Source organism: Bartonella tribocorum (assembly GCF_002778015.1).
GTDB classification, from domain to species: Bacteria; Pseudomonadota; Alphaproteobacteria; order Rhizobiales; family Rhizobiaceae; genus Bartonella; species Bartonella tribocorum_B.
In genome coordinates, this window is the sequence record NZ_NJPP01000011.1 from 28,644 (window position 1) to 49,705 (window position 21,062).

14 protein-coding genes, 2 tRNA genes and 1 pseudogene are annotated in these 21,062 nt (G+C 36.6%); 5 read left to right on the forward strand and 12 right to left on the reverse strand.

Translation table 11 applies throughout. The features are described from left to right. Window positions 1-5: 5 nt before the first annotated feature. The 5 genes from CEV08_RS09520 to CEV08_RS04500 all read right to left on the reverse strand — a co-directional run bounded on the left by CEV08_RS09520 (window position 6) and on the right by CEV08_RS04500 (window position 3,317). On the reverse strand, window positions 6-161 hold the full coding sequence (locus tag CEV08_RS09520; protein ID WP_180753552.1) for a hypothetical protein: 156 nt from the start codon (window positions 159-161) through the stop codon (window positions 6-8). Next, window positions 158-1,060 carry a hypothetical protein gene (locus tag CEV08_RS04485; RefSeq protein WP_100130546.1) on the reverse strand — a complete coding sequence of 301 codons (903 nt, stop codon included), beginning with the start codon at window positions 1,058-1,060 and terminating at the stop codon, window positions 158-160. The genes CEV08_RS09520 and CEV08_RS04485 overlap by 4 nt, the downstream gene beginning before the upstream one ends. Window positions 1,061-1,148: 88 nt before the next feature. Further along, window positions 1,149-1,304 (reverse strand): hypothetical protein, encoded by a 156-nt coding sequence (locus CEV08_RS09910; RefSeq protein WP_245407037.1) that lies wholly within the window; start codon window positions 1,302-1,304, stop codon window positions 1,149-1,151. 702 nt (window positions 1,305-2,006) lie between these two features. After that, a tRNA-His gene (locus tag CEV08_RS04495) sits at window positions 2,007-2,083 on the reverse strand. Window positions 2,084-2,234: 151 nt separating this feature from the next. After that, a complete protein-coding gene (locus tag CEV08_RS04500; RefSeq protein WP_100130547.1) occupies window positions 2,235-3,317 on the reverse strand; it encodes a quinone-dependent dihydroorotate dehydrogenase in 1,083 nt (360 codons plus the stop codon). A 1,707-nt stretch (window positions 3,318-5,024) separates the two neighbouring features. Here CEV08_RS04500 and mscL point away from each other — a divergent pair. Beyond that, the gene (gene mscL, locus CEV08_RS04505; protein ID WP_100130548.1) at window positions 5,025-5,435 is read left to right on the forward strand and encodes a large conductance mechanosensitive channel protein MscL; all 411 of its coding nucleotides are present in this window, start codon (window positions 5,025-5,027) and stop codon (window positions 5,433-5,435) included. Between the two features lie 18 nt (window positions 5,436-5,453). On the opposite strand, the gene CEV08_RS04510 is transcribed toward mscL, so the two are convergent. Together CEV08_RS04510 and CEV08_RS04515 are read right to left on the reverse strand one after the other, a co-directional pair. Continuing rightward, window positions 5,454-7,154, reverse strand: a complete 1,701-nt coding sequence (locus CEV08_RS04510) for a PAS domain-containing sensor histidine kinase (RefSeq protein ID WP_100130549.1) — start codon at window positions 7,152-7,154, stop codon at window positions 5,454-5,456. A 1,590-nt stretch (window positions 7,155-8,744) separates the two neighbouring features. After that, window positions 8,745-11,303, reverse strand: coding sequence for a DNA translocase FtsK (locus CEV08_RS04515; RefSeq protein ID WP_100130550.1), 2,559 nt, complete (start codon window positions 11,301-11,303; stop codon window positions 8,745-8,747). Between the two features lie 461 nt (window positions 11,304-11,764). On the opposite strand from CEV08_RS04515, the gene CEV08_RS04520 reads away from it, so the two are divergent. From CEV08_RS04520 to rpoH, 3 genes are all read left to right on the forward strand, one after another. Continuing rightward, a complete protein-coding gene (locus CEV08_RS04520) occupies window positions 11,765-13,195 on the forward strand; it encodes an aldehyde dehydrogenase family protein (protein ID WP_100130551.1) in 1,431 nt (476 codons plus the stop codon). 30 nt (window positions 13,196-13,225) lie between these two features. Beyond that, window positions 13,226-14,230, forward strand: coding sequence for an RluA family pseudouridine synthase (locus CEV08_RS04525; protein WP_100130552.1), 1,005 nt, complete (start codon window positions 13,226-13,228; stop codon window positions 14,228-14,230). A gap of 149 nt (window positions 14,231-14,379) precedes the next feature. Continuing rightward, window positions 14,380-15,264: an RNA polymerase sigma factor RpoH gene (gene rpoH / locus CEV08_RS04530; protein ID WP_100130553.1), complete on the forward strand. Its 885-nt coding sequence runs from the start codon at window positions 14,380-14,382 to the stop codon at window positions 15,262-15,264. Between the two features lie 194 nt (window positions 15,265-15,458). Here the strand turns inward: rpoH and CEV08_RS04535 are convergent, their stop codons facing one another. The 3 genes from CEV08_RS04535 to CEV08_RS04545 form a co-directional block, all read right to left on the reverse strand. Further along, window positions 15,459-16,877, reverse strand: a complete 1,419-nt coding sequence (locus tag CEV08_RS04535; protein ID WP_100130554.1) for a hypothetical protein — start codon at window positions 16,875-16,877, stop codon at window positions 15,459-15,461. A gap of 236 nt (window positions 16,878-17,113) precedes the next feature. After that, a complete protein-coding gene (locus CEV08_RS04540) occupies window positions 17,114-18,403 on the reverse strand; it encodes an adenylosuccinate synthase (RefSeq protein WP_100130555.1) in 1,290 nt (429 codons plus the stop codon). Window positions 18,404-18,797: 394 nt separating this feature from the next. Then, entirely contained in the window at window positions 18,798-19,961 is a 1,164-nt protein-coding gene (locus tag CEV08_RS04545; RefSeq protein WP_100130556.1) for a phosphoserine transaminase, read from the reverse strand. Window positions 19,962-20,366: 405 nt separating this feature from the next. Here CEV08_RS04545 and CEV08_RS04550 point away from each other — a divergent pair. Continuing rightward, window positions 20,367-20,442 (forward strand) — tRNA-Phe (locus CEV08_RS04550). Between the two features lie 99 nt (window positions 20,443-20,541). On the opposite strand, the gene CEV08_RS04555 is transcribed toward CEV08_RS04550, so the two are convergent. Together CEV08_RS04555 and CEV08_RS04560 are read right to left on the reverse strand one after the other, a co-directional pair. Continuing rightward, window positions 20,542-20,745: a helix-turn-helix transcriptional regulator gene (locus CEV08_RS04555; RefSeq protein ID WP_034454822.1), complete on the reverse strand. Its 204-nt coding sequence runs from the start codon at window positions 20,743-20,745 to the stop codon at window positions 20,542-20,544. A gap of 78 nt (window positions 20,746-20,823) precedes the next feature. Beyond that, window positions 20,824-21,062 (reverse strand): annotated as a pseudogene (locus CEV08_RS04560) (lambda exonuclease family protein); the annotation flags it as partial.

A 21,062-nucleotide genomic window follows, 5' to 3' on the forward strand; every position in this document is an offset into this window, starting at 1 on the left:
CAATTTCACCATTTAGAGCAAGCACAATCCCAACCAGCTTTAGCAATACCCGCGACTGCGCCACGGACCCCGCCTACCATTGCTCCAGAAACGGCCCCTCTTGGGAGAGTTGCTCTAGGCTTTAGGATAACCCAAAGAACTACAGCCTCCTGTCTTCTCACTCAGTTTTCTTTTTAAACGGATTAATCACGCTAAGCTTCACATTCTTTGATTTAATGTAACGCGCGTACACATAAACAACAAACATCAAACAAATCCAACTTCTAACCATTCCATAGTCATCATCTGTATGAACAAACGCTACATAATAAGAAACAAAGAGGCTAAAAAACAGCTCTGCAAGAACATCAAGGAGCAACCAATAATATTTCTTTGTAGTAACAAAGAGAACCATCAAAAATGTCAAAAAAACTTGGCCCGTTAGAATAGCGAAACCAAACACCGCATAATCAAACATTTTTTTCACTGCCTCCCTGTTTGCAAAATCTATCTGTTGATAGATTTCTCGAAGGTCTGATAAAAGCAGTGATGACACAAAAAAGACGCCTATGGCAAACCCACAGCCAATGCAAATGCTTAAATCTAGCACGGACATAGATTTTTCCTTCAAAGCTTTAGCAATTAGGACATAGCGAGCACCCGCTATCATCAACAGAATAATGAAAAGCAGATAAATATAGCTCGAAAGCTGCAGATCAAAAAAATCTAACAGAAGGTCATCACTCATAACAATAAAACCAGCTGCGATGAAAAAAATGGGGCAACTTGCGATAATAGCCAAACTAAAGCATTTTATATTGTTTACTATATTGGGTATAAATTCAATGCAAAAAAAAAGAAAGAACATAATTATAGCAACATGAGAAGATGTTATCGACACATCGTCTATATACTCAAAGATATATATGATGGGAGGAACAACCAATGCCGCCACTATGAATGCAACCATATTCTCCCTGCCTAACATGCTTTTTCCATTAATAGCAATACTTTTGCAGAATAGATACAACATGCCAAACCACAGACAAAAATAAACGAGCACTAAACCAAATGCGCCCATAGCTCCTCCTGTGTAATATTCCAAACATAAAGGTGGCACCTTTTACAGCACCACCGTTCTAGGCTTTAGGATAACCCAAAGAACTACATCAAAAGTGCATCAACATCCCACCACCTGAATTAGCAATAGATTGACCCAACAACTGTGCTCCACACTGGGCAGCAGCCACAGCATAACCACCATAACCGCCTATGGTGTCTCCGAATTCATTGCCTACAATTTGCCCAAAGCTTCCTGTGGCCATTGCAGCATAAGGATTACGCCCCGCTGCCCATCCTATGACAAAACCACTCGCAAGGCCAACCTTGCCACCATACTTGCTACCAAACGCACTACCAGAGTTATATTTGCTACTAAAATTATCGGCACTGCAATAATTACGAACTACTTGAAAATCTCATTTATTTTCTTCAATTTAGTGTATAAATAAATTCCCCCAAGGTTACTTATGTCCCCGCGCCAGAATAGCTTACCCATAATCAACCACCGAAACACCCCCTGGAGATATGAATGCACTTTCATGCAAGTTCATACTTATAATATATAGTTGATAAAATCAAGGAAACTGTGTCAAAAATATGGCATATATTAGCAAATTTACGCTTACTTATTTTATGTATTTAAACCTAATAGTCTATATTATGAGCAATAATAATGAAAGTAAAATAAGATTCTCTTGGTTTACAAAATATACTAAAAATATATAAATATACTGATAGAGATATTTATCGTTGCAATTGCAATCAGAATCATAGATTCGGTTAACCCATTTATATTTCAAGCGATTATTGATCGTATCATTCTGTTTTTGGCAAAACTTGAGAAAAATCATCCGCGCAAGGTCTCTGCTCTGTGACAGCTCACACGCAAAAAGACCGCCAAGCGTGGCTTTTAACCGCCTCACAAAACGCCAAAAATAAGAATTAGAAAAGTTGGAGAAGATAAATGGTACGGTTGGTGGGATTTGAACCTACGACCTCTGGTGCCACAAACCAGCGCTCTAACCAACTGAGCTACAACCGCATAAAAAGCAAATGTACCATAACTATTCACGATTTTGTAAACATTTATTCTTCGCTTATGTGACATAAGCAAGATCAACAAAGTTTGCAAGCCCCTTAAAAAAAATCTCGCAATTTTTTGTGAAGAAAAATGTTTTTTACAAAGAAAATTTTTACAAGGGAAATTTTGCCCAATGCTCAAGATTATGATCACGATAGTCTTTTATGTTATCAACCCCATCTTGTTGCATCATCCGTAAAATCTCTTTTAAAATAGTTATGACAAGATTTGGACCTTCATAAACCATCCCACTATATAATTGAATTAAATCTGCACCTGCTTTTACTTTTTCCAAAGTAGTTTGTGCATCCTTTACACCGCCAACGCCAATAATTGCAATTTCCTTCCCTAATTTTTGACGCATTTTTGCAAGTACAATCGTAGAACGCTCAAAAAGTGGACGTCCAGAAAGCCCCCCCTCTTCATTGCTGAAACGACTATTGTTAAGACCTTGACGTGAAAGAGTTGTATTGGAAACAATCAGTCCATCAAAATCAGAAAGTTTTATTTCTTCTGCAATATCATCCAATTCTTTCTCTGATAAATCTGGAGCAATTTTTAAAAAAATGGGAATGGAAAATCTATGTTTTTTCTCTTGCTCCTTTCGCGCTTTTGAGATGGCATTCAACAAAAGATTCAAACTATCACGAGCCTGTAAATCGCGCAAACCTGGCGTATTAGGAGAAGAAATATTAACCGTAAAATAATCAGCAACATCATAAAAACAAGCAATACCAACAGTATAATCGTCAATCTTATTAACCGTATCCTTATTAGCTCCAATATTGACTCCTACAACACCCGCTTTTTTACACGCGCGCAATCTGTCGCAAACAACTTGATGCCCGTCATTATTAAAACCCATTCTATTAATAATCGCTTCATCTTCTTTTAAACGAAAAAGCCGTGGTTTAGGATTTCCAATCTGAGGCTTTGGTGTCACTGTTCCAATTTCGGTAAAACCAAATCCTAACCGAAAAATTTCATCAACAACCTCTGCATTTTTATCAAACCCCGCTGCAAGACCAATAAAATTTTGAAACTCAAGCCCTGCAATCGTTACACTCAATCGCTTATCAACAACCTTTTGACAACCGTTTAATCCACTTTTTAATCCGATAATCGCTAAACAGTGCGCATGCTCTGGATCTAACATAAATAAAGCAGAACGGCCAATACAACGAAAAAAACTCATCAATCCTTCTCCACAACATAAAAATGATCCATCACACCTTACATACACCTTTTAACACAAAAAATCGCCCAGAGAGTATATTATCCAAATAATCCCCTTTCTATTAAGAATAGTTCAGCACATCATCGTCATTCACGTGGATTTTTATGCACCCTGAATAGAAAAAAATTATTTTTGAAAAAACGTTTCTCTTTTTTAAAATTGTTCCGCTCGCTAAATATGTAATCTTATAAAATGCCCGTATGCATTAAGAAATTAAAGGCATTTTATCACACCATGGTCTTATCTCTTGCAAGCAAGCTCATAACGTCTTTTAAAAAGCAAGAAAATTATCTCTATTCCCTCAATTCCTTTGTATAATATTGTTTCCAATAGAAATAAGGTTTGCTCTATAAGGCTGTTTTTCTCCTAGCATTGAGAAAGTACACAATTCGTAAAATTATCTACATTCATGCCATTGTTGTACCATTTTTAGCAGTATGGTATTCAACCGTTTGGACTATATTAATAAAATTTTAAAAAATCTGCGTTGTTACCATTGCTTATGCACTCAATACAGTTTTTCATTTATAGGTTTTCTGTTTAACATACAGCTGAAGTGATAACAGTTGATCATTAAACTTACACTTATCACACCAGAGACTTGCAAACCCAAATAACCTTGCAACCCCTATAGTTCTGCTCTCTATCACCTGATACAATCTTCCAACTGATGAAAACGTGGTGCCAATGAGAGGCATACCCCTTGATATAAAACAGAACGCCATTGGATTTCTATTTCACGTGCTTTCTTTAAAGAAACATTTCTTCGTGCTCTTTTGCCTATTTCACGACGCCACCCCTGAATGGTATGATGATAAATTATTGAGCATAAAAATCTTTACGCTTATGGCACAACAAGCCGGCACTATCGTACACTTTTTTCGTTCGCAATATTTTTACAACTCTTGGTCCTAGAGACGATTCACAAGAAGCATTTTTAATTCTTTCTCTCGTGTTTTTTAGAGATACACCAGCCCAGTTTATGACATTCAAGCATGTGGTTTTATTTGATGCAATATGGGAGAAGTTATGATGAGAAAATCTTATGATATTCGGCGTTATGATTCAAATTAAATGATGTTTTATCATTATAAATCAATGTATTGTCTCTTATTAGTTATGACTACTTTTAACCTATACAACACAGTAAAAATAGCTTTTAAATAAGTTTGCACGCCTAATTGTCCTATTACTTGTTGAATTAAGAGAAACTATCTGACACTATAAATTTTACTCCTGCCTTATCTATCCATTTCTCCTATCAATACTGAAGTACAATTTTTTATTCTCAATTCTCTTTTTAAGCCAATATATAACACTTCATTCGCGAAGCTTCCTGATGGCTTAACTCTTAATATTGCTAACTTTGTGATATTCTTTAAAATCTCTCTTTTTAAATGTTATCATAAAAATATTGAGGCAATTATATAAATTAAGAACAATTTTCGACTGTTCGTTGTAAAAAGCAGATACAGTTTTTATCAAAAAAGCTTTTCTCTATGAAATAAAACAGAGTCCATAGAGCTCTTTATTAAGCATCATAAAGTTATTGGAAAATAATATTAATGCTGTAGTATAATTCTAAAAATAAAATCTGCCCTTTCCTTTTTCATCAAAAGCGGTAAGTAAATTACCGTATATCGCTTACACAAAGGGGAAACCGCAATGCTTAAAGAATTCAAAGAATTTGCTCTAAAAGGTAATATGATTGATCTTGCCATTGGTGTGATTATAGGGGGCGCTTTTGGTGGCTTAGTCAACTCAATTGTCAACGATATTTTTATGCCAATTATTGGACTTATTACCGGTGGAATTGATTTTTCTAACATGTTTATTCAACTTGCTGGCGAAAAACAAGCAACATTGAGTGCTGCCAAAGCCGCTGGAGCAACCATTAGCTATGGACACTTTATTACTTTACTGATCAATTTTCTCATTATTGCGTGGGTTCTCTTTTTCTTCGTTAAAGCTATGAATAAAATGCGTAGAAAAGAAGAAGGAGAAAGCCCGAAAAAAATCTCTTCAGAAGAACAACTTTTAACAGAAATTAGAGATCTCTTGGCTAAGAAAAAATAAATTTATCGACGACTTACATCATGGAATATGAGGAAAAAACATTTCCACAGTTGTTCCATGATTGGGTTTTGAGAACAATAAAAATTCTCCCCCACTTTCTTCCACCATTGCCTTACACATTGGGAGGCCTAAGCCTGTTCCCATAAAAGCACCATCACCAGAGCGTCCATCTTTGCGCTCTACTTGACCGTAAGGTTGCAGAGCCTGTACAATCTCTTCTTCACTCATCCCTATACCATTATCACTTACTGAAATTTTTACGCGTTCTTTTCTATAAGAAACGTGAATAATAATCTGCCCACCCAAGGGGGTAAAACGAATGGCATTGGAAAGAAGATTCCATATAATTTGGCGAAACATTTGTTGTGATACAGGAATAAATGGAACATGCGGTGGAGCAACAATGCGCATGATAATACCGTTATGATTAGCTTGCGTTTCAAGAAAAGCTATCGTCGCACGTAAACAAGATATCACATCGAATTTTTCAGCAATAGGAGAGGAATCAATCTGGTTATTGGAACCAGAATAATTTGCCTTCGAACATTCTAGTAATTCATTAATCAGCGATAATATATGTTTTCCGGAGGAAATAATATCGCGCAAATATCCATGATAGCGCTCATTTTCTATCGAACCAAAACGACCTTCTTTCATAATTTCTGCAAAACCGATAAGAACATTCAAAGGTGTTCGTATTTCATGAATAACTCCAACGATTTTACTCTCTTCTGCTTTTTTTTCTTCTGATGGAACTTTTTTTGTCCTATCACGCAACATAACAGCATAGTTGCCTTGCTGTGCCAAAAATACAATCGTAATAAGAACGGTTATATTTTTATGATTTTTCGTCATTAAATTAGCTGTCTCGCTGCGATTTAAAACCTGATTTTCCCCATTTATACGGATTAATTTAAAATATTTTTCAACCAAAAATTGGCTTTGCAACGTAAATAATGAAGAGAATGGCTGTCCTCGTAGTTCATTTATTTCATAACCCATTAATGCTAAAGCTGCCCTACTTGCCGATTGAATAAAGCCCTGTTTATCTAACCATAAAACACCATCTGTTGCTGTTTCCAACAATGATAAAACTGCAGCGGGTTCTTTTATGAGTGCTTGTTCTATAGCATTTATTGGCAATATTGGTGGATATGGTAATTGGATAGCTGTTTCTTCAACAAAATTCTCTTCTTTTACCGATGCGTTCAATTCATCCCGTAATTGCTCTGCAATCTCACGAAAAGTGGAGCGTTCTATCTCCGTAAGATGCGGTATTTTCGTCTCCAGCTTTTCATCTCTTTGTTCTTGAACTTTTTCTTGTATTTTTAAAATGCCAAAGCCACGAAACCCCTTAAACTGCTTTTTAACATCAAAAATTGGCAAAGCCGACAATTCAACATCAAGCCATTGTGAACAACCATCAACGGGCCATTGAACAATCTCTTTATTCCATGGCACAGCCGCTTCAATAAAACGACTGAGAACCCGATATCGATCATCATTAAATTGATGAGAAAGCTCATGAAAACTACATCCTAAAATAGAAGAAGAGAAAGGCCCAACAACTTCAGCTAGCTCTTTTGAGACTTCACAAAATAGACCATTGCGATCAATTTCCCATGTAAAAGGCCGTGGCAAAAGCTCTGGTGTAAAACAAAAAGCTTCTTGCTTACATTTTAATTCATTTGTGTTTAACTCATCTGCTTTTAATGACATAATTAAAACTAAAAAAGTGTTAGATTGACTCTCAAACGAATAATACTCATTTATTTACAAATACCTGCTCTAGTTAAAATAACTTGATATCTTATTATCAATTATCTGTAGCAAAATTTTGACTGTTTCACCCACAAAACAAGCGTCAAAAGAATCTCCCGACATTGCTGCTTATTCACCTCTTATTGTCATAAAGTTTATTACAATAAGAAAAACATGCCCCTCACATAAAATAGGTTTCCTAGAAGAACACATTATATTTTGCGCATTCATATATTTTACACATTCATACGCCTGTCTTAAAGAGGTATTTGGTTCAAAGCTTATTTTAAACAGCATCCGTGAATGATGTAATATAAAGGCCCCCATAAAGGATATCAAGGCATTATGCTTTTCCTTTTTATACTTCTGAAAAAGCGCGCTCTATTACATTTGTCAAGCCCCCAATGTTGCCAGTAGTTTTTGTATTGAAAAACATTCATAAGAGGCTTTCTTATTCTTTTTAAATGTTTTTATCCTCCGCTGCTTCTACTTATGATATACAAAAAACGGTTTTGATTGTTTTAATATAAACAAATTTGAAATGAAAAAATTTTACAATACTTGAGACTTTTATTCGATATGAACAATGGTAAATTATCTTAATAATTCAATATATTGTATTATAAAATACGAGAAATTAAAAATTTATTTTTCAAGTAAATCTTCTTATAAAAATACTTTTCTTGCACCAATAGTTCAGATGGTAACAAACTTAGCGTAGCGCTTTAAAGCCCCCAATGCAACAAAACTTGTATATTGAGTACTCTTCTTATTAAAATGACTCTCAAAAGGACCTTTTTTTATCATCAGTACATTGATTTATAAACATAAATCTTTTTTTTAATTTGAAACATAGTAAGATCTTCTCGTCACCCACCCTCTCATATTGAATCAACCAAAACCATTCGCTTGCATGTTACAAACGGGAATGGCGTGTCAATAAAAATTGTTAAAGAAGGGATATAAAAGTGCCTCTTATGAACCGTCTCAAGTACCAAGGTTTATCGTAATTTTGTGCTAGAAAATAGTGTAATAGCACCTGCTTGTTACTTCATAAACATAAAGATGGTGATGTTCAATAGCTTTAATGCTTTACAAGTACCGTCACGACATGAGCTTGGGTACCTTGCTTAGATGTTTCTTGCATGAATATATGCTACAATGGTGTCCTGTTCTTCGTAAGAATCGTGACTGCACTGATCAGAACTTTTAAAAATAAAAAATATACCACCGTACGATTTGGCCAAAGAGTCTTTTTGCAATAATAAAAAAGAACAAAAATCATCTGTTCTTCATATAAAGATTATTTTCTTTCTTTGCACCCAAAATCATCGAGAAATGTTAAAAACATCTCTACCCTTTTGTATAAGCTTGTTCTCCTCATCAACAATCAAAAAATTGCTTTATTACTTTTCCCTCAATTGTTTAATATTACTCTTTTTTAATGTTACTCCCCAAAAAATAAAACACGTATTCGCTCTTTAAATAATGACTGTCAGACATTTAAAAATCACATATTTTTAAATGTGCTTTTTTATATGTGCTCAATTATTTTCCTTCATTGAGTAAGATTTCACGTTTTCCAACATGATTAGCGGCTCCCACAATACCTTTTTCTTCCATACGCTCAACGAGAGAAGCTGCTTTATTATAGCCGATTGAAAGTCGGCGCTGAATATAAGATGTTGAACATTTTTTATCACGCATAACAATCTTTACAGCTTGGTTATAAAGGCTCTCACTCTCTTCATCAAAATTTTCTTCCTCAGAAACCTCAGCCGTTGAATCAGTAGAAGCATCTTCATTGTTTTCGTCTTCATTATCTGTAACCGTTGCTAAATAATCAGGTTTTCCTTGCATTTTAAGATGTGCAACAACAGATTCAACTTCTTCATCAGAGACAAAAGGGCCATGAACGCGCACAATACGCCCCCCACCTGCCATATGAAGCATATCTCCTTGACCTAAAAGCGTTTCAGCCCCTTGTTCTCCTAAAATCGTACGACTATCAATTTTTGATGTAACCTGAAAAGAAATGCGTGTAGGAAAGTTTGCTTTAATTGTCCCCGTGATAACATCAACAGAAGGACGCTGTGTTGCCATAATAAGATGAATACCTGCCGCGCGCGCCATTTGCGCTAAGCGCTGAATGGCATTCTCAATTTCTTTCCCTGCCACCATCATGAGATCAGCCATCTCATCAACAATTACGACAATATAAGGAAGTTGTGTGAGATCCATGGCTTCTTCATGATAAAGCATTTCCCCTGTTTCTTTATCAAAACCCGACTGTACAGTACACATGATCGTTTCGCCTTTTTGTGCCGCAAGTGCAACACGTGCATTAAAACCATCAATATTACGCACACCTAACTTAGCCATTTTACGATAACGCTCTTCCATTTCTCGAACCGCCCATTTTAAAGCGGTTACCGCTTTTTTGGGATCTGTTACAACAGGTGTTAAAAGATGTGGTATACCATCATAAACAGAAAGCTCTAACATTTTAGGATCAACCATAATCAAACGACACTGCTGGGGCGTCATACGATAAAGAATTGACAAAATCATTGTATTAATTGCAACAGATTTTCCTGATCCTGTTGTTCCTGCAACCAATAAGTGAGGCATTTTTGCTAATTCTGCAATGACAGGCTCACCATTAATCCCTTTCCCCAAAGCAAGAGCAAGTTTAAATTCACTTTCACGAAAAGAGCGCGTTTGGATTAATTCCCGTAAATAAACGGTTTCGCGAACCGCATTGGGTAACTCAATCCCGATAACATTCCGTCCAGGAATGACAGCAACGCGCGTAGAAATAGCAGACATAGAACGTGCAATATCATCAGAAAGATTAATAACGCGCGATGACTTCACACCCGCAGCGGGCTTAAATTCATACATTGTTACCACCGGCCCTGGATGAACATGAATAACTTCACCCTTAATGCCAAAATCTTCCAAAACACTTTCCAAAAGTCCAGCACCACGTTCTAATGTTTCTTGAGGAATCATCGTCCCTTCATGAAAAATAGGTTTCTGTAATAAATTGATCGGAGGAAATTCATAAACATCACAATCAATAGATTGAATATTTTTCATAAAAGAAGAATTATAAGTGCCTAATGATGCACGGGTAGATTGCAATATTTTAGTTTTACCATTTGCTTTCGTCACAGAAAACTCTTTTGAATTCTTTGTGATCCCTTCTGTTATACAATCGACAGTCTTATGGGCAACAGTATTATGAGCTGCTTCAGTCGCTATAGTATCCTCAGTATCATTTAACATGTGAGCAGAAACTTCAACAGAAAGCTTAGAATGACTCTCTTTAGACTTCTTCATAGGATCATTATTCGTATTCATTAAATCAGAAATTTGCTCAACGCCTCTCATCCTTTCTGCTGGAAATTCTGATGTCATTGAATCATAAAGTTGTGGAAAGCGGTATTCAAGAACACGGTAAAGAGCTGTTATTGATTCATCAAAGGCAGAAGGAATATCCGGTGTAATTTCATTTGTCCTATCAATCGGTGTATCATCCTCTTTTGAAGTTTGAGTATCCATATGTTCAAATATCAAAGATCCACACTCAAAAAATGCATCATCAGAAAGGTGCAAAGAAGGCTTTATTTTTTGTCGCCCATTTTTCACTTGCAACTCATGTTCTTGTTTATCCTCCTTAAGAAAAACATGGGCTGATGGTATGCTCGTAGTTTTTTGTGATAACCGCTTTAAAACCGTTGAATGACAAACGGACGTTTTATTCTCTATCGATTGGGGATTAATGACTTTTTTTGTCGATGGAATGTTTGTTGTTTTCTTGTTACAATGCATAATGCCTGTAATTTTTTTTTGATCTTGCTTCGTAAAAATTTTAAATTGTTTTGCAAAAATTGGATCTGTTTCTATACGACGACGTAAAATCTCAACTTCTGGCGTTCGCGTAAAACGAACATTCTTTCCGAGGGTAAATGCCTTTTTCCACACTTCCGGATAAGGAAATATTTCGGTAATCTTAATAGATAAATCTTCTCTTGATGCACCTTCCGTACTATCATCAGAAAAAGAAGACGTAGAAATAGATTTTGTTTTCGAATTATGCATGGCACCCAACAAATTTATAGCAATGAGAAAAATAACCTTTTTAAAAAGAATTCATAGAAGCTACCATATGAAGGTTAATAACCTTTTGCTGATGGTTACTTTTTAATAAAAAAATAAGTCCCAAATGCATAATATCCCTTGTTTAAGATTTACGAAGTAAATTATCCAATTTATGATACCCCATCGCTCATATGCCATTTATTTTGGAGAAAACTCCAAGATAAAAAGCGTCAAGAAAATTGTCTATACGTCTCTTTCCCTCCCATTTTATAAAAACGATTAGTCCTAATAATACAAACAGTTATAGAAACATTACTCTATTTAACTCTTCCTGCTTGATGATCATAACACAATCTAATTTCTCACGTTTTTATAAGATAGTCCTTGTTATCCTCGGTTAAAAAGGCTTAGACTGAGATAACCATAATTACATAAACCAAATAGAAAAAAGGGAGTGAATTATGTTTAATAAACGGAAATTTTATATCAATGGCCTGTGGGATGATCCAAGTACGCCTCACGATTTTGACGTCATTAATCCATCAACAGAAGAGTCTTGTGCTGTCATTAGCCTTGGAAGCACAAAAGATGCGGATAAAGCAATTAACGCAGCGAAAGAAGCATTTCAAAAATGGAAAACAACGTCACCAAGCGAACGTCTTCGATTCGTTGAAAAAATTTTAGAGATCTATGAAAAACGGTCCAAAGAAATGGCAAAAACTATTTCAATGGAAATGGGAGCACCAATTGATATGGCGTTGAATGCGCAAACGGCAGCCGGCGGTTCCCACATTCGCGACTTTATTGAAGCTTATAAAGAGTTTTCATTTCAAGAAACTTTAATAAAGGGAAATGAGCAAGCAATCGTTCACTACGACCCTATCGGCGTTGTAGGATTAATTACGCCATGGAATTGGCCCATGAATCAGGTAACTCTTAAAGTTATCCCTGCTCTCTTGGCTGGCTGTACTATGGTGCTCAAACCCTCTGAAATTGCACCTCTTTCTGCTATGCTTTTTGCTGAATTTTTAGATGAAGCAGCACTTCCTGCCGGTGTTTTTAATTTAATCAATGGTGATGGTGCAACTGTCGGCTCTTATCTTTCAGCCCATCCAGATCTAGAAATGATCAGCTTTACGGGTTCAACCAGAGCAGGAAAAGATATTTCTAAAAATGCCAGCGCTACTTTAAAAAGAGTCTGTCTGGAACTTGGAGGAAAAGGCGCAAATATTATCTTTGCTGATGCCGACTCAAATGCTGTTCAGCGAGGTGTACGACATTGCTTTTATAATAGTGGGCAAAGTTGTAATGCACCCACTCGTATGCTGGTGGAACAGAGCATCTATGACAAAGCCGTCAAAATAGCCAAAGATATTGCAGAAACGACAAAAGTAGGACCGAACTGCCAAGAAGGTAATCATATTGGACCCGTCGTTTCAAAACAACAATACGACAAAATTCAAGATCTTATCCAATCGGGAATTGATGAAGGAGCAACTCTTGTTGCAGGCGGAACTGGTTTACCTATAGAAATGGAGCGTGGTTATTATGTCCGTCCAACAGTCTTTACTGATGTAAAACCTCATATGCGTATTTTCAAAGAAGAAGTCTTTGGTCCAGTTCTCTCGATTCTTTCTTTTAGTACAGAAGAAGAAGCCATCGCTTTAGCAAATGACACAGAGTATGGTCTTACAAACTATATTCAATCGCAAGATCGCAACAAATGTCGTCGTATCGCGGCACAAGTACGATCCGGTATGGTGGAAGTTAATGGACACGGATTACCGGATGGAAGCTACTTTGGAGGTGTGAAATTTTCTGGGCGCGCCCGTGAAGGGGGGCATTGGGGAATTAAAGAATTTCTTGATAGCAAAGCAATTTCATACTGGTAAAAATCTTATTAAAAACTTAATAGGAATCGTATGGTAATACAAACAATAACAGATGAAGGTGCTCTGGGGCAACGTCTTGATCAGTGGCTTGCCAAACAATATCATAATGTGCTCTCACGTTCACGTTTGCAAACCCTCATCCGTGAAGGCTGTCTTAAAATTGATGGTCAATTCATAAAAGAACCAAAAGCAAAGTTAAAACCTAACCAAATAATTGAATTGGCAATGCCTGACCTTCGTGATGCAGAGCCTAGCCCTGAAGCCATTGCATTGGATATTCTTTTTGAAGATGATCATGTCATTGTTATTAACAAACCAGCAGGTCTTGTTGTTCATCCTGGCAATGGTAATTGGAATGGTACATTGGTTAATGCCCTTATTTACCACTGTGGGAATAGTTTATCTGGTATAGGTGGTGTTAAGCGCCCTGGCATTGTCCATCGTCTTGATAAAAATACAAGCGGTGTTATGGTTGTTGCAAAAAATGATCTGGCTCACAAGAGTCTCAGTGCTCAATTTTCTGATCATGGACGCACCTGCGCATTAGATCGACGCTATCATGCCTTGATTTGGGGGACACCTCACCGGAATGTCTGGACAATTGATGCATCACTTGGCCGTTCACCCCATAACCGAACAAAGCAGGCCGTTGTCCAGAATAAAAACCTTCATGCTCGACATGCTGTTACACATTTTTCTCTAATTGAAAAATATGGTACTCATGAAGACTGGAACGCTTTTGCTAGCCTTCTGGAATGTCGTCTGGAAACCGGACGCACCCATCAAATCCGCGTTCATATGGCGCATATCGGACATCCACTCATCGGTGATACGGTTTATGGAAATGCTTTTAAAACAAAATCAAACACTCTTCATTCCACTATCAAAAATGCAATCGATCAATTCAACCGACAAGCACTCCATGCTGCAAGTCTTACTTTTGAACATCCTTCTTTCGGTAAAATTATGTCGTTTTCCGCACCGCTACCTCAAGATATGGCTCAACTTATTAAGCATTTTAAAAAAATGAATTGAAACTTTTCTCCTTCTCAAGATTTCACAATAAAATATCTTTTTTTGAACAAAATTGAAAAATATGCTAAAGTGAAGTTACAAGGATAGTTAGCTATCTTAAACAGGGAATTTGCCTTATTTAGGGAATTCAGACAAAAGGAGGGTGCTATATGGCCCATATGAATTTGTTATCAGTAATGACAGGTGATGGCGGATTAAATCGTTACTTAGAAGAAGTTCGTCGTTTTCCAATGCTTGAGCCAAAAGAAGAATATATGTTAGCTCAACGTTACCGTGAGCATAATGATCTAAAAGCTGCACATAGGCTGGTCACCAGTCATTTGCGTCTCGTCGCTAAAATTGCGATGGGATACCGTGGTTATGGACTCCCCATTGGGGAAGTCATTTCGGAAGGTAATATTGGACTCATGCAAGCTGTTAAACGTTTTGAACCAGAGCGTGGTTTTCGTCTTGCTACCTATGCAATATGGTGGATTAAAGCATCAATCCAGGAATATGTATTGCGGTCTTGGAGTTTGGTGAAAATAGGGACAACAGCCAATCAAAAGCGCTTGTTTTTTAACCTTCGTAAGTTAAAAAATAAACTTCAAGCGCTTGATAGCGGTGATCTCAATGCAGAACAGGTAAAAGAAATTGCGACCCAGTTAAACGTCACAGAAGGTGAAGTTGTATCGATGAATCGCCGACTTGGTGGTGATACTTCACTCAACGCACCCCTTCGTACAAAAGAAGGAGAAAGCAGCGAGTTGCAAGATTGGTTGGTCGATGAATCTAACAATCAAGAACAAACTTTAATTGAAAAAAGTGAATTGGAAAATCGTCGTTCCATGCTTGTCAATGCTATGAATAATCTCAATGACCGCGAAAGGCGTATATTCAAAGCACGTCGTTTAAACGATATACCATTAACTCTAGAAGAACTCTCTGGTGAATTTAACATTAGTCGAGAACGAGTAAGACAGATCGAAATGCGTGCATTTGAAAAAGTGCAAAACTCTATCAGAGATTCTGCTTTATCTCAAAGTCAAGTATAAGACTCTCGAATTCGGTATAAAGCCAATGGCTTGCACATTCTTAAATTGGAAATGAGAAAAGCATCTGTTGGCTTTGTACTGGTAAATCAATCTCTCGAATTTTTTGAGTGATCGATTTATAAGCTTTGTTGAATGCGTTCAAGTATACCTGATAAAAACGGATAATGGGAAATAACCTTTTATCTTATTTGCATCTATGTTTTATTTTTTTGACCAAGAACTATTAACTTATCTTTTTGTACAAGCCATTTTCCAATAACTTCATTAAAAATAGACTCACCTGTTGGACCTTTTGCAAAGGTTAATTCATTTATACGTCCGTTTTTATCCATTAATACCAAACGCATCCAATGCAATTCTCGCATCAATTGTAAATTTCGATCGAGAAAGGGGGAATTCCTACTCAATGCAACAAGAAAAAAATCATCATTAATTTTTGCAGAAATAGTTCTTGTTAAAGCTTGTCCAATGGATTGTTCACTTGCTTTAAAGGTTAATGCTTGAACACTACTTATAGCTTTTCCTGAAAATTTATCAGAAAGAATAAAAATAAGGTCCATAATATATGCAGCAGGAAATGACCGATCGGTATTACGACGTAAAATTAACCGCAATGATAACCCTTCATCGGGGATTGTTATATCACCTTGTATAGCCATTTCTTCTGGAGCCCCCTTGACATAAGATTCCCTTATAAGCGTCCAGCGAGCGCTTCCCGTTGCTATCTTTTCTGCATCATAATTTGTACGTGCTTGATAAAAAACAGCTTCACCTGATTTTTCAAGCGATGGCAAATTGCTAGCAACAACTGTTGAGATTCCTTCTTCATCAGAAAAATCTGCCGCTTGTTTTAAACCAACATCAACTTCACTCCCATCCTCTAATAAGCGTTGTGTTAATTTTCTCTTAGTCGAAAGCGCCTTTGGTACTCCGTGAGAAGCCTGAAGATTTTCCTCTAATAACTGATCATTTGATACAAATACACGCCCACCAATAAAAAAAATACCAACAGTTAAAATAGCAAAACACACAAAAGAAACAGCACCTATCACAATACGCCTTTGCACTAACGACTTATTAGCACGACGCAAAGCTTGAGAAAAAATATGCGAAACAATATGCGGATTATCTTCTTGTGAAGAAGAAACCTTTAATGCATCGCAATTAACATGCTCAGAAGGCAAATAAGCCTCCATATTAACAGGCTCTGCCTCTGGCATATTTGTTACACAAGGATCATCAAATACCTTATTATCCTTTGAACGTGTAACAAAATCCTGCTTGCTTTTTGTGTTTACCACTGAAAATTCACTATTCTTTGGTAATATGGCTCCTTTGGTATATTTTTTATCTTCATTTATATTTGTGGGATTCCATCCAATAACTGAAGAAAGCAACTTCTTTTCGACTGCTAAATATTCTTCTTCAACAGTCGTAATAGAATTTTGAAGAATCTTTCTCTGCTCATCTGCTATTTCTTTCGGTATTTTCGCTGTTAAAACTTGATGTTCTAATGTTTCTATAGCCCGTTTATAAATTCGCCTACGCATTTGTGGTGTAACATTATTTTGCGCATTAATTGCCTTTTTTAAGATTCCAACGAAATCTACCATTTCCTCATAATCTCTCTTAAACTGAGAAAAGAAACCTCAGCCCTAAAGCCAAAACACCTTTTAGCCTCATAAATTAATTGTTATTTATATTGGTGCAACTATCGCAATAGTGTAAAATGAATATGAAAAATAAACAATGTTATTTTATAATTTTCTCTCACGCATCCTTAAAAACGCTCTTTGTTAAAAGACACAGAAATAAGCAAAGAATCTATATGAAAACCTAAAAACAATAATCAGTTTGCAAAGGGGTCTGTAATAAGAATAGTATCTTCACGTTCTGGACTTGTGGACAATAAAGCTACTTTTGTATTAATCAGTTCTTCGATATAGCGTATATATTTAACAGCCTGCACTGGCAAATCTTCCCATCTCAATGTATGGGCTGTTTTTTCCTTCCAACCTTCTAATGTTTCATAAATAGGCTTTACACGAACTTGAGCTCCCATAGAAGAAGGTAAATAATCAATCCTTTTACCATCAAGTTCATAACCAATACAAATTTTTATTTTATCCAAACCATCCAGAACATCAAGTTTTGTCAACGCTATACCTTGCGCACCACAAATTGCTACCATCTGACGGACTAAAACTGCATCAAACCAACCACATCGACGCTTTCGACCCGTTATAACACCAAATTCATGCCCACGTGTCCCAAGAAATTCACCAATATCATTCATCTGCTCTGTGGGAAACGGTCCTTCTCCAACACGTGTGGTATAAGCTTTTGCAATCCCCAAAACATAATGAATTACTCCAGGTCCCATCCCAGATCCTGTACATGCTTGCCCAGAAACTGTATTCGATGATGTTACATAAGGATAAGTTCCAAAATCATTGTCGAGTAAAGCACCTTGAGCCCCTTCAAAAAGAATGTGCTTTCCCTCCCGATAACCTGCATCTAAAAGACGCCACGTACAATCCATAAAGGGCAGAATTTTATCTGCAACTTGCATCAATTCATCATAAAGTGCTTGAGAATCAATCTCTGCAACACCCATCCCACGACGCAAAGCATTATGATGCCTCAAAAGCCGCTCAATCTTAGCCATAAGCGTATCTTTTTCTACTAAGTCCATCACTCGGATAGCACGACGTCCCACTTTATCTTCATAAGCCGGCCCAATACCACGCTTCGTTGTGCCAATCTTTAAACCCGATAAACCGCTTTCCCGAATTGCATCAAGATCACGATGCAAAGAAAGAATTAAGGGAGAATTTTCAGCAATCCGTAAAATTTCTGGTGTAATTTTTACTCCCTGATCAGATAATTTTTTTAATTCTGCAACAAAATGATGAGGATCAACCACAACACCGTTACCAATGATTGATAACTTCCCGCGAACTAACCCAGACGGCAAAAGTGATAATTTATAACTAACTCCATCAATAACCAATGTGTGGCCTGCATTATGCCCTCCCTGATATCTCACCACGATATCTGCTCGCTCAGACAACCAATCTACAATTTTACCTTTGCCTTCATCACCCCATTGTGTACCGACAACAACTACATTGGCCATAACTCTCTCCGTCGTGTTTGGTCAAAAAAACCAGCATTCAAAAACAAATACTTCCTTATAACGAAACCTTAGAACAAGTGCGACTCCTCATTTCAGATTTTTCTCAATCTTCAAGTAATTAAATTTCCAAATTTATGATAATAAAAATAAGCAAACTTCAAGTACCGAAATATTCTAAATCTGTCATTTTTACTACAAAAAGTAAAAAATCAGAGATTTTAATTTGTGTCTTACTCAACACCTGACAAAGCATTCATTTCCCTTCTTAATCTTTTACAATTCATGTAAATTATTTAGAAGTTGTTTGTCTGATACAAGAATACGAAAGATTATTATAATCTCTCGTATCCTTTTTCTTTCTAAAAAATGCGTCGTGAAAATCACCAATAATTATTTAAAGTTGTGCTTTTTCAACTTGGAACGCCCATTCAAGCCATTGCATTAAAACTTCAAGATCGGAAGCCTCAATTGTTATACCTGCCCAAATTCGAAGCCCAGGAGGAGCATCGCGATACGAACCGATATCATAAGCAACCCCCTCCTCATCAAGACGATTCACGACCGCTTTTATAAAAGATATTCGCTTTTCAGTCTCTAAAGCAGTAATCACTGGATCCACAATATCTAAACAAATAGATGTGTTAGAACGCACTTGAGGATCTTTTGCCAAATATTCTAACCATGGTGTTTTACGAACAAAAGCATCAAGTACAGAAAAATTCTTTTCCACCCGCTCCCTTAATGCCACTGCACCTCCTAAAGACTTTGCCCACTTCAACCCATCAAGAAAATCCTCAACACAAAGCATAGAAGGCGTATTGATTATCTTTCCTTTAAAAATATCTTCGTTTAATTTTCCATTTTTTGTCATACAGAAAAGTTGAGGCATAGGCCAAGCTGGCACATGATTCTCAAGCCTCTCAACAGCACGAGGACTTAAAATTACCATACCATGAGCTGCTTCACCTCCCAAAACTTTTTGCCACGAAAAAGTAACAACATCTAATTTTGAAAAATCAAGATATTGTGCAAAAGCTGCAGATGTTGCATCACAAATGGTCAATCCTGCCCGTTTATCCGGAATGAAATCCGCATTAGGAATACGCACACCAGAAGTTGTCCCATTCCATGTAAAAACAACATCACGATCAAAATCAAGTTGAGTTAAATCTGGTATTTCACCATATGGGGCTTCAAAACGACGCACATCAGAAAGCTTTAATTGCTCAACAACATCTTTATTCCAGCCAAATCCAAAACTTTCCCACGCCGCCATATCAATGCCACGCTCACCTAATAAAGACCATAGAGAGGCCTCAACAGCACCGGTATCTGAACCGGGTATAATTCCTATACGATGATCAGAAGGAACCTCAAGAATCTCACGGGTTAAATTAACAACTTCAGCAAGTTTTAATTCTGCTTCTCTTGATCTGTGCGAGCGCCCAACTAATGCTTTTTTAAGAACATCAAAAGTCCAACCAGGCCGTTTGCTACAAGGACCTGAAGAAAAATTAGTGTTATTGGGACGACTGCTTGGTTTTTGTAACATTATCATTATTTCTCCCCTTTTAGATATTTTGCTTCCTTTAATTAAAGAAAAACAAAGTGTTATAAAGACACATCAACTGTGTTTTTAGAAAAAGTCAAAAATGTTTTCTATTATTTCGTAGGCTTAAAATTCACAGAAACTTTGTAAAAAAAATCTTTCTTAAACTATGCCTCCCAATTGATTTTTTTATTTTTTTTGTATAACCACCACGAAAAGATAACATTCCGAATAATAATACACTAACGTATCACAACATACCTAGCAAGTTTATTTTATGATAAGGATTTACTGATAGCTCTCTAAAATATGGAGATAAATTTATTAAAAAATAAATTATTTTTCTTTTGATTACTGGACAGAGAAAATTTTAATGTTATAACCACACACGCTTTGTATTTTTTTATGAAGCATGCCCAGATAGCTCAGTAGGTAGAGCAGCGGACTGAAAATCCGCGTGTCCGTGGTTCGAATCCGCGTCTGGGCACCACTATTTTTCTTTAATATATTGAAATATATAATTTTTTATTTAATTCTCTGTTTTTCCGACCAACTTTTAGACCACCTATTGTAGGTTATACAATTTTACTTAATTTGTTGTTATTTGCTCCGTATTTTTCTCTGGAGTAAAGGCTAGAATCTCTTTCTTTCTCCACCTTACAGCTCTCCCTAGCTTGTATGGCTTTGGAAATACACCTTGAAGAACCCAATTGCGAATCGTTGTTGTTGATACACTAAAAAGCTGTGCACATTCACGAGTTGTTACATATCTATCGCCATCATCAAATATCATCTCATTACCTTTCTCTTTTTATATTACTTATTACTTAAATGGGTGGGGATGCTGGGAGGAGAGAGCACCCCCATAACGTCAAGTGGCTTTTGTCAAAATCTTTTGCATCTCTTGTTCTATTTCTGCTAAAAAGACCTCGACCGCTTGATTAATCTGTTCAATGTGTTCTTCATCACGGTGAATGCGTTTGATTTTCATGCGCAGGTATGTTGATTGCCTCGTAAAACGTGGATCATAACTAATAAAATCACACCATTTTCACCCGGTACAAGCCATTTGGAATTGCATTTGCGCGCGATATTCAAGCTTTATATGGT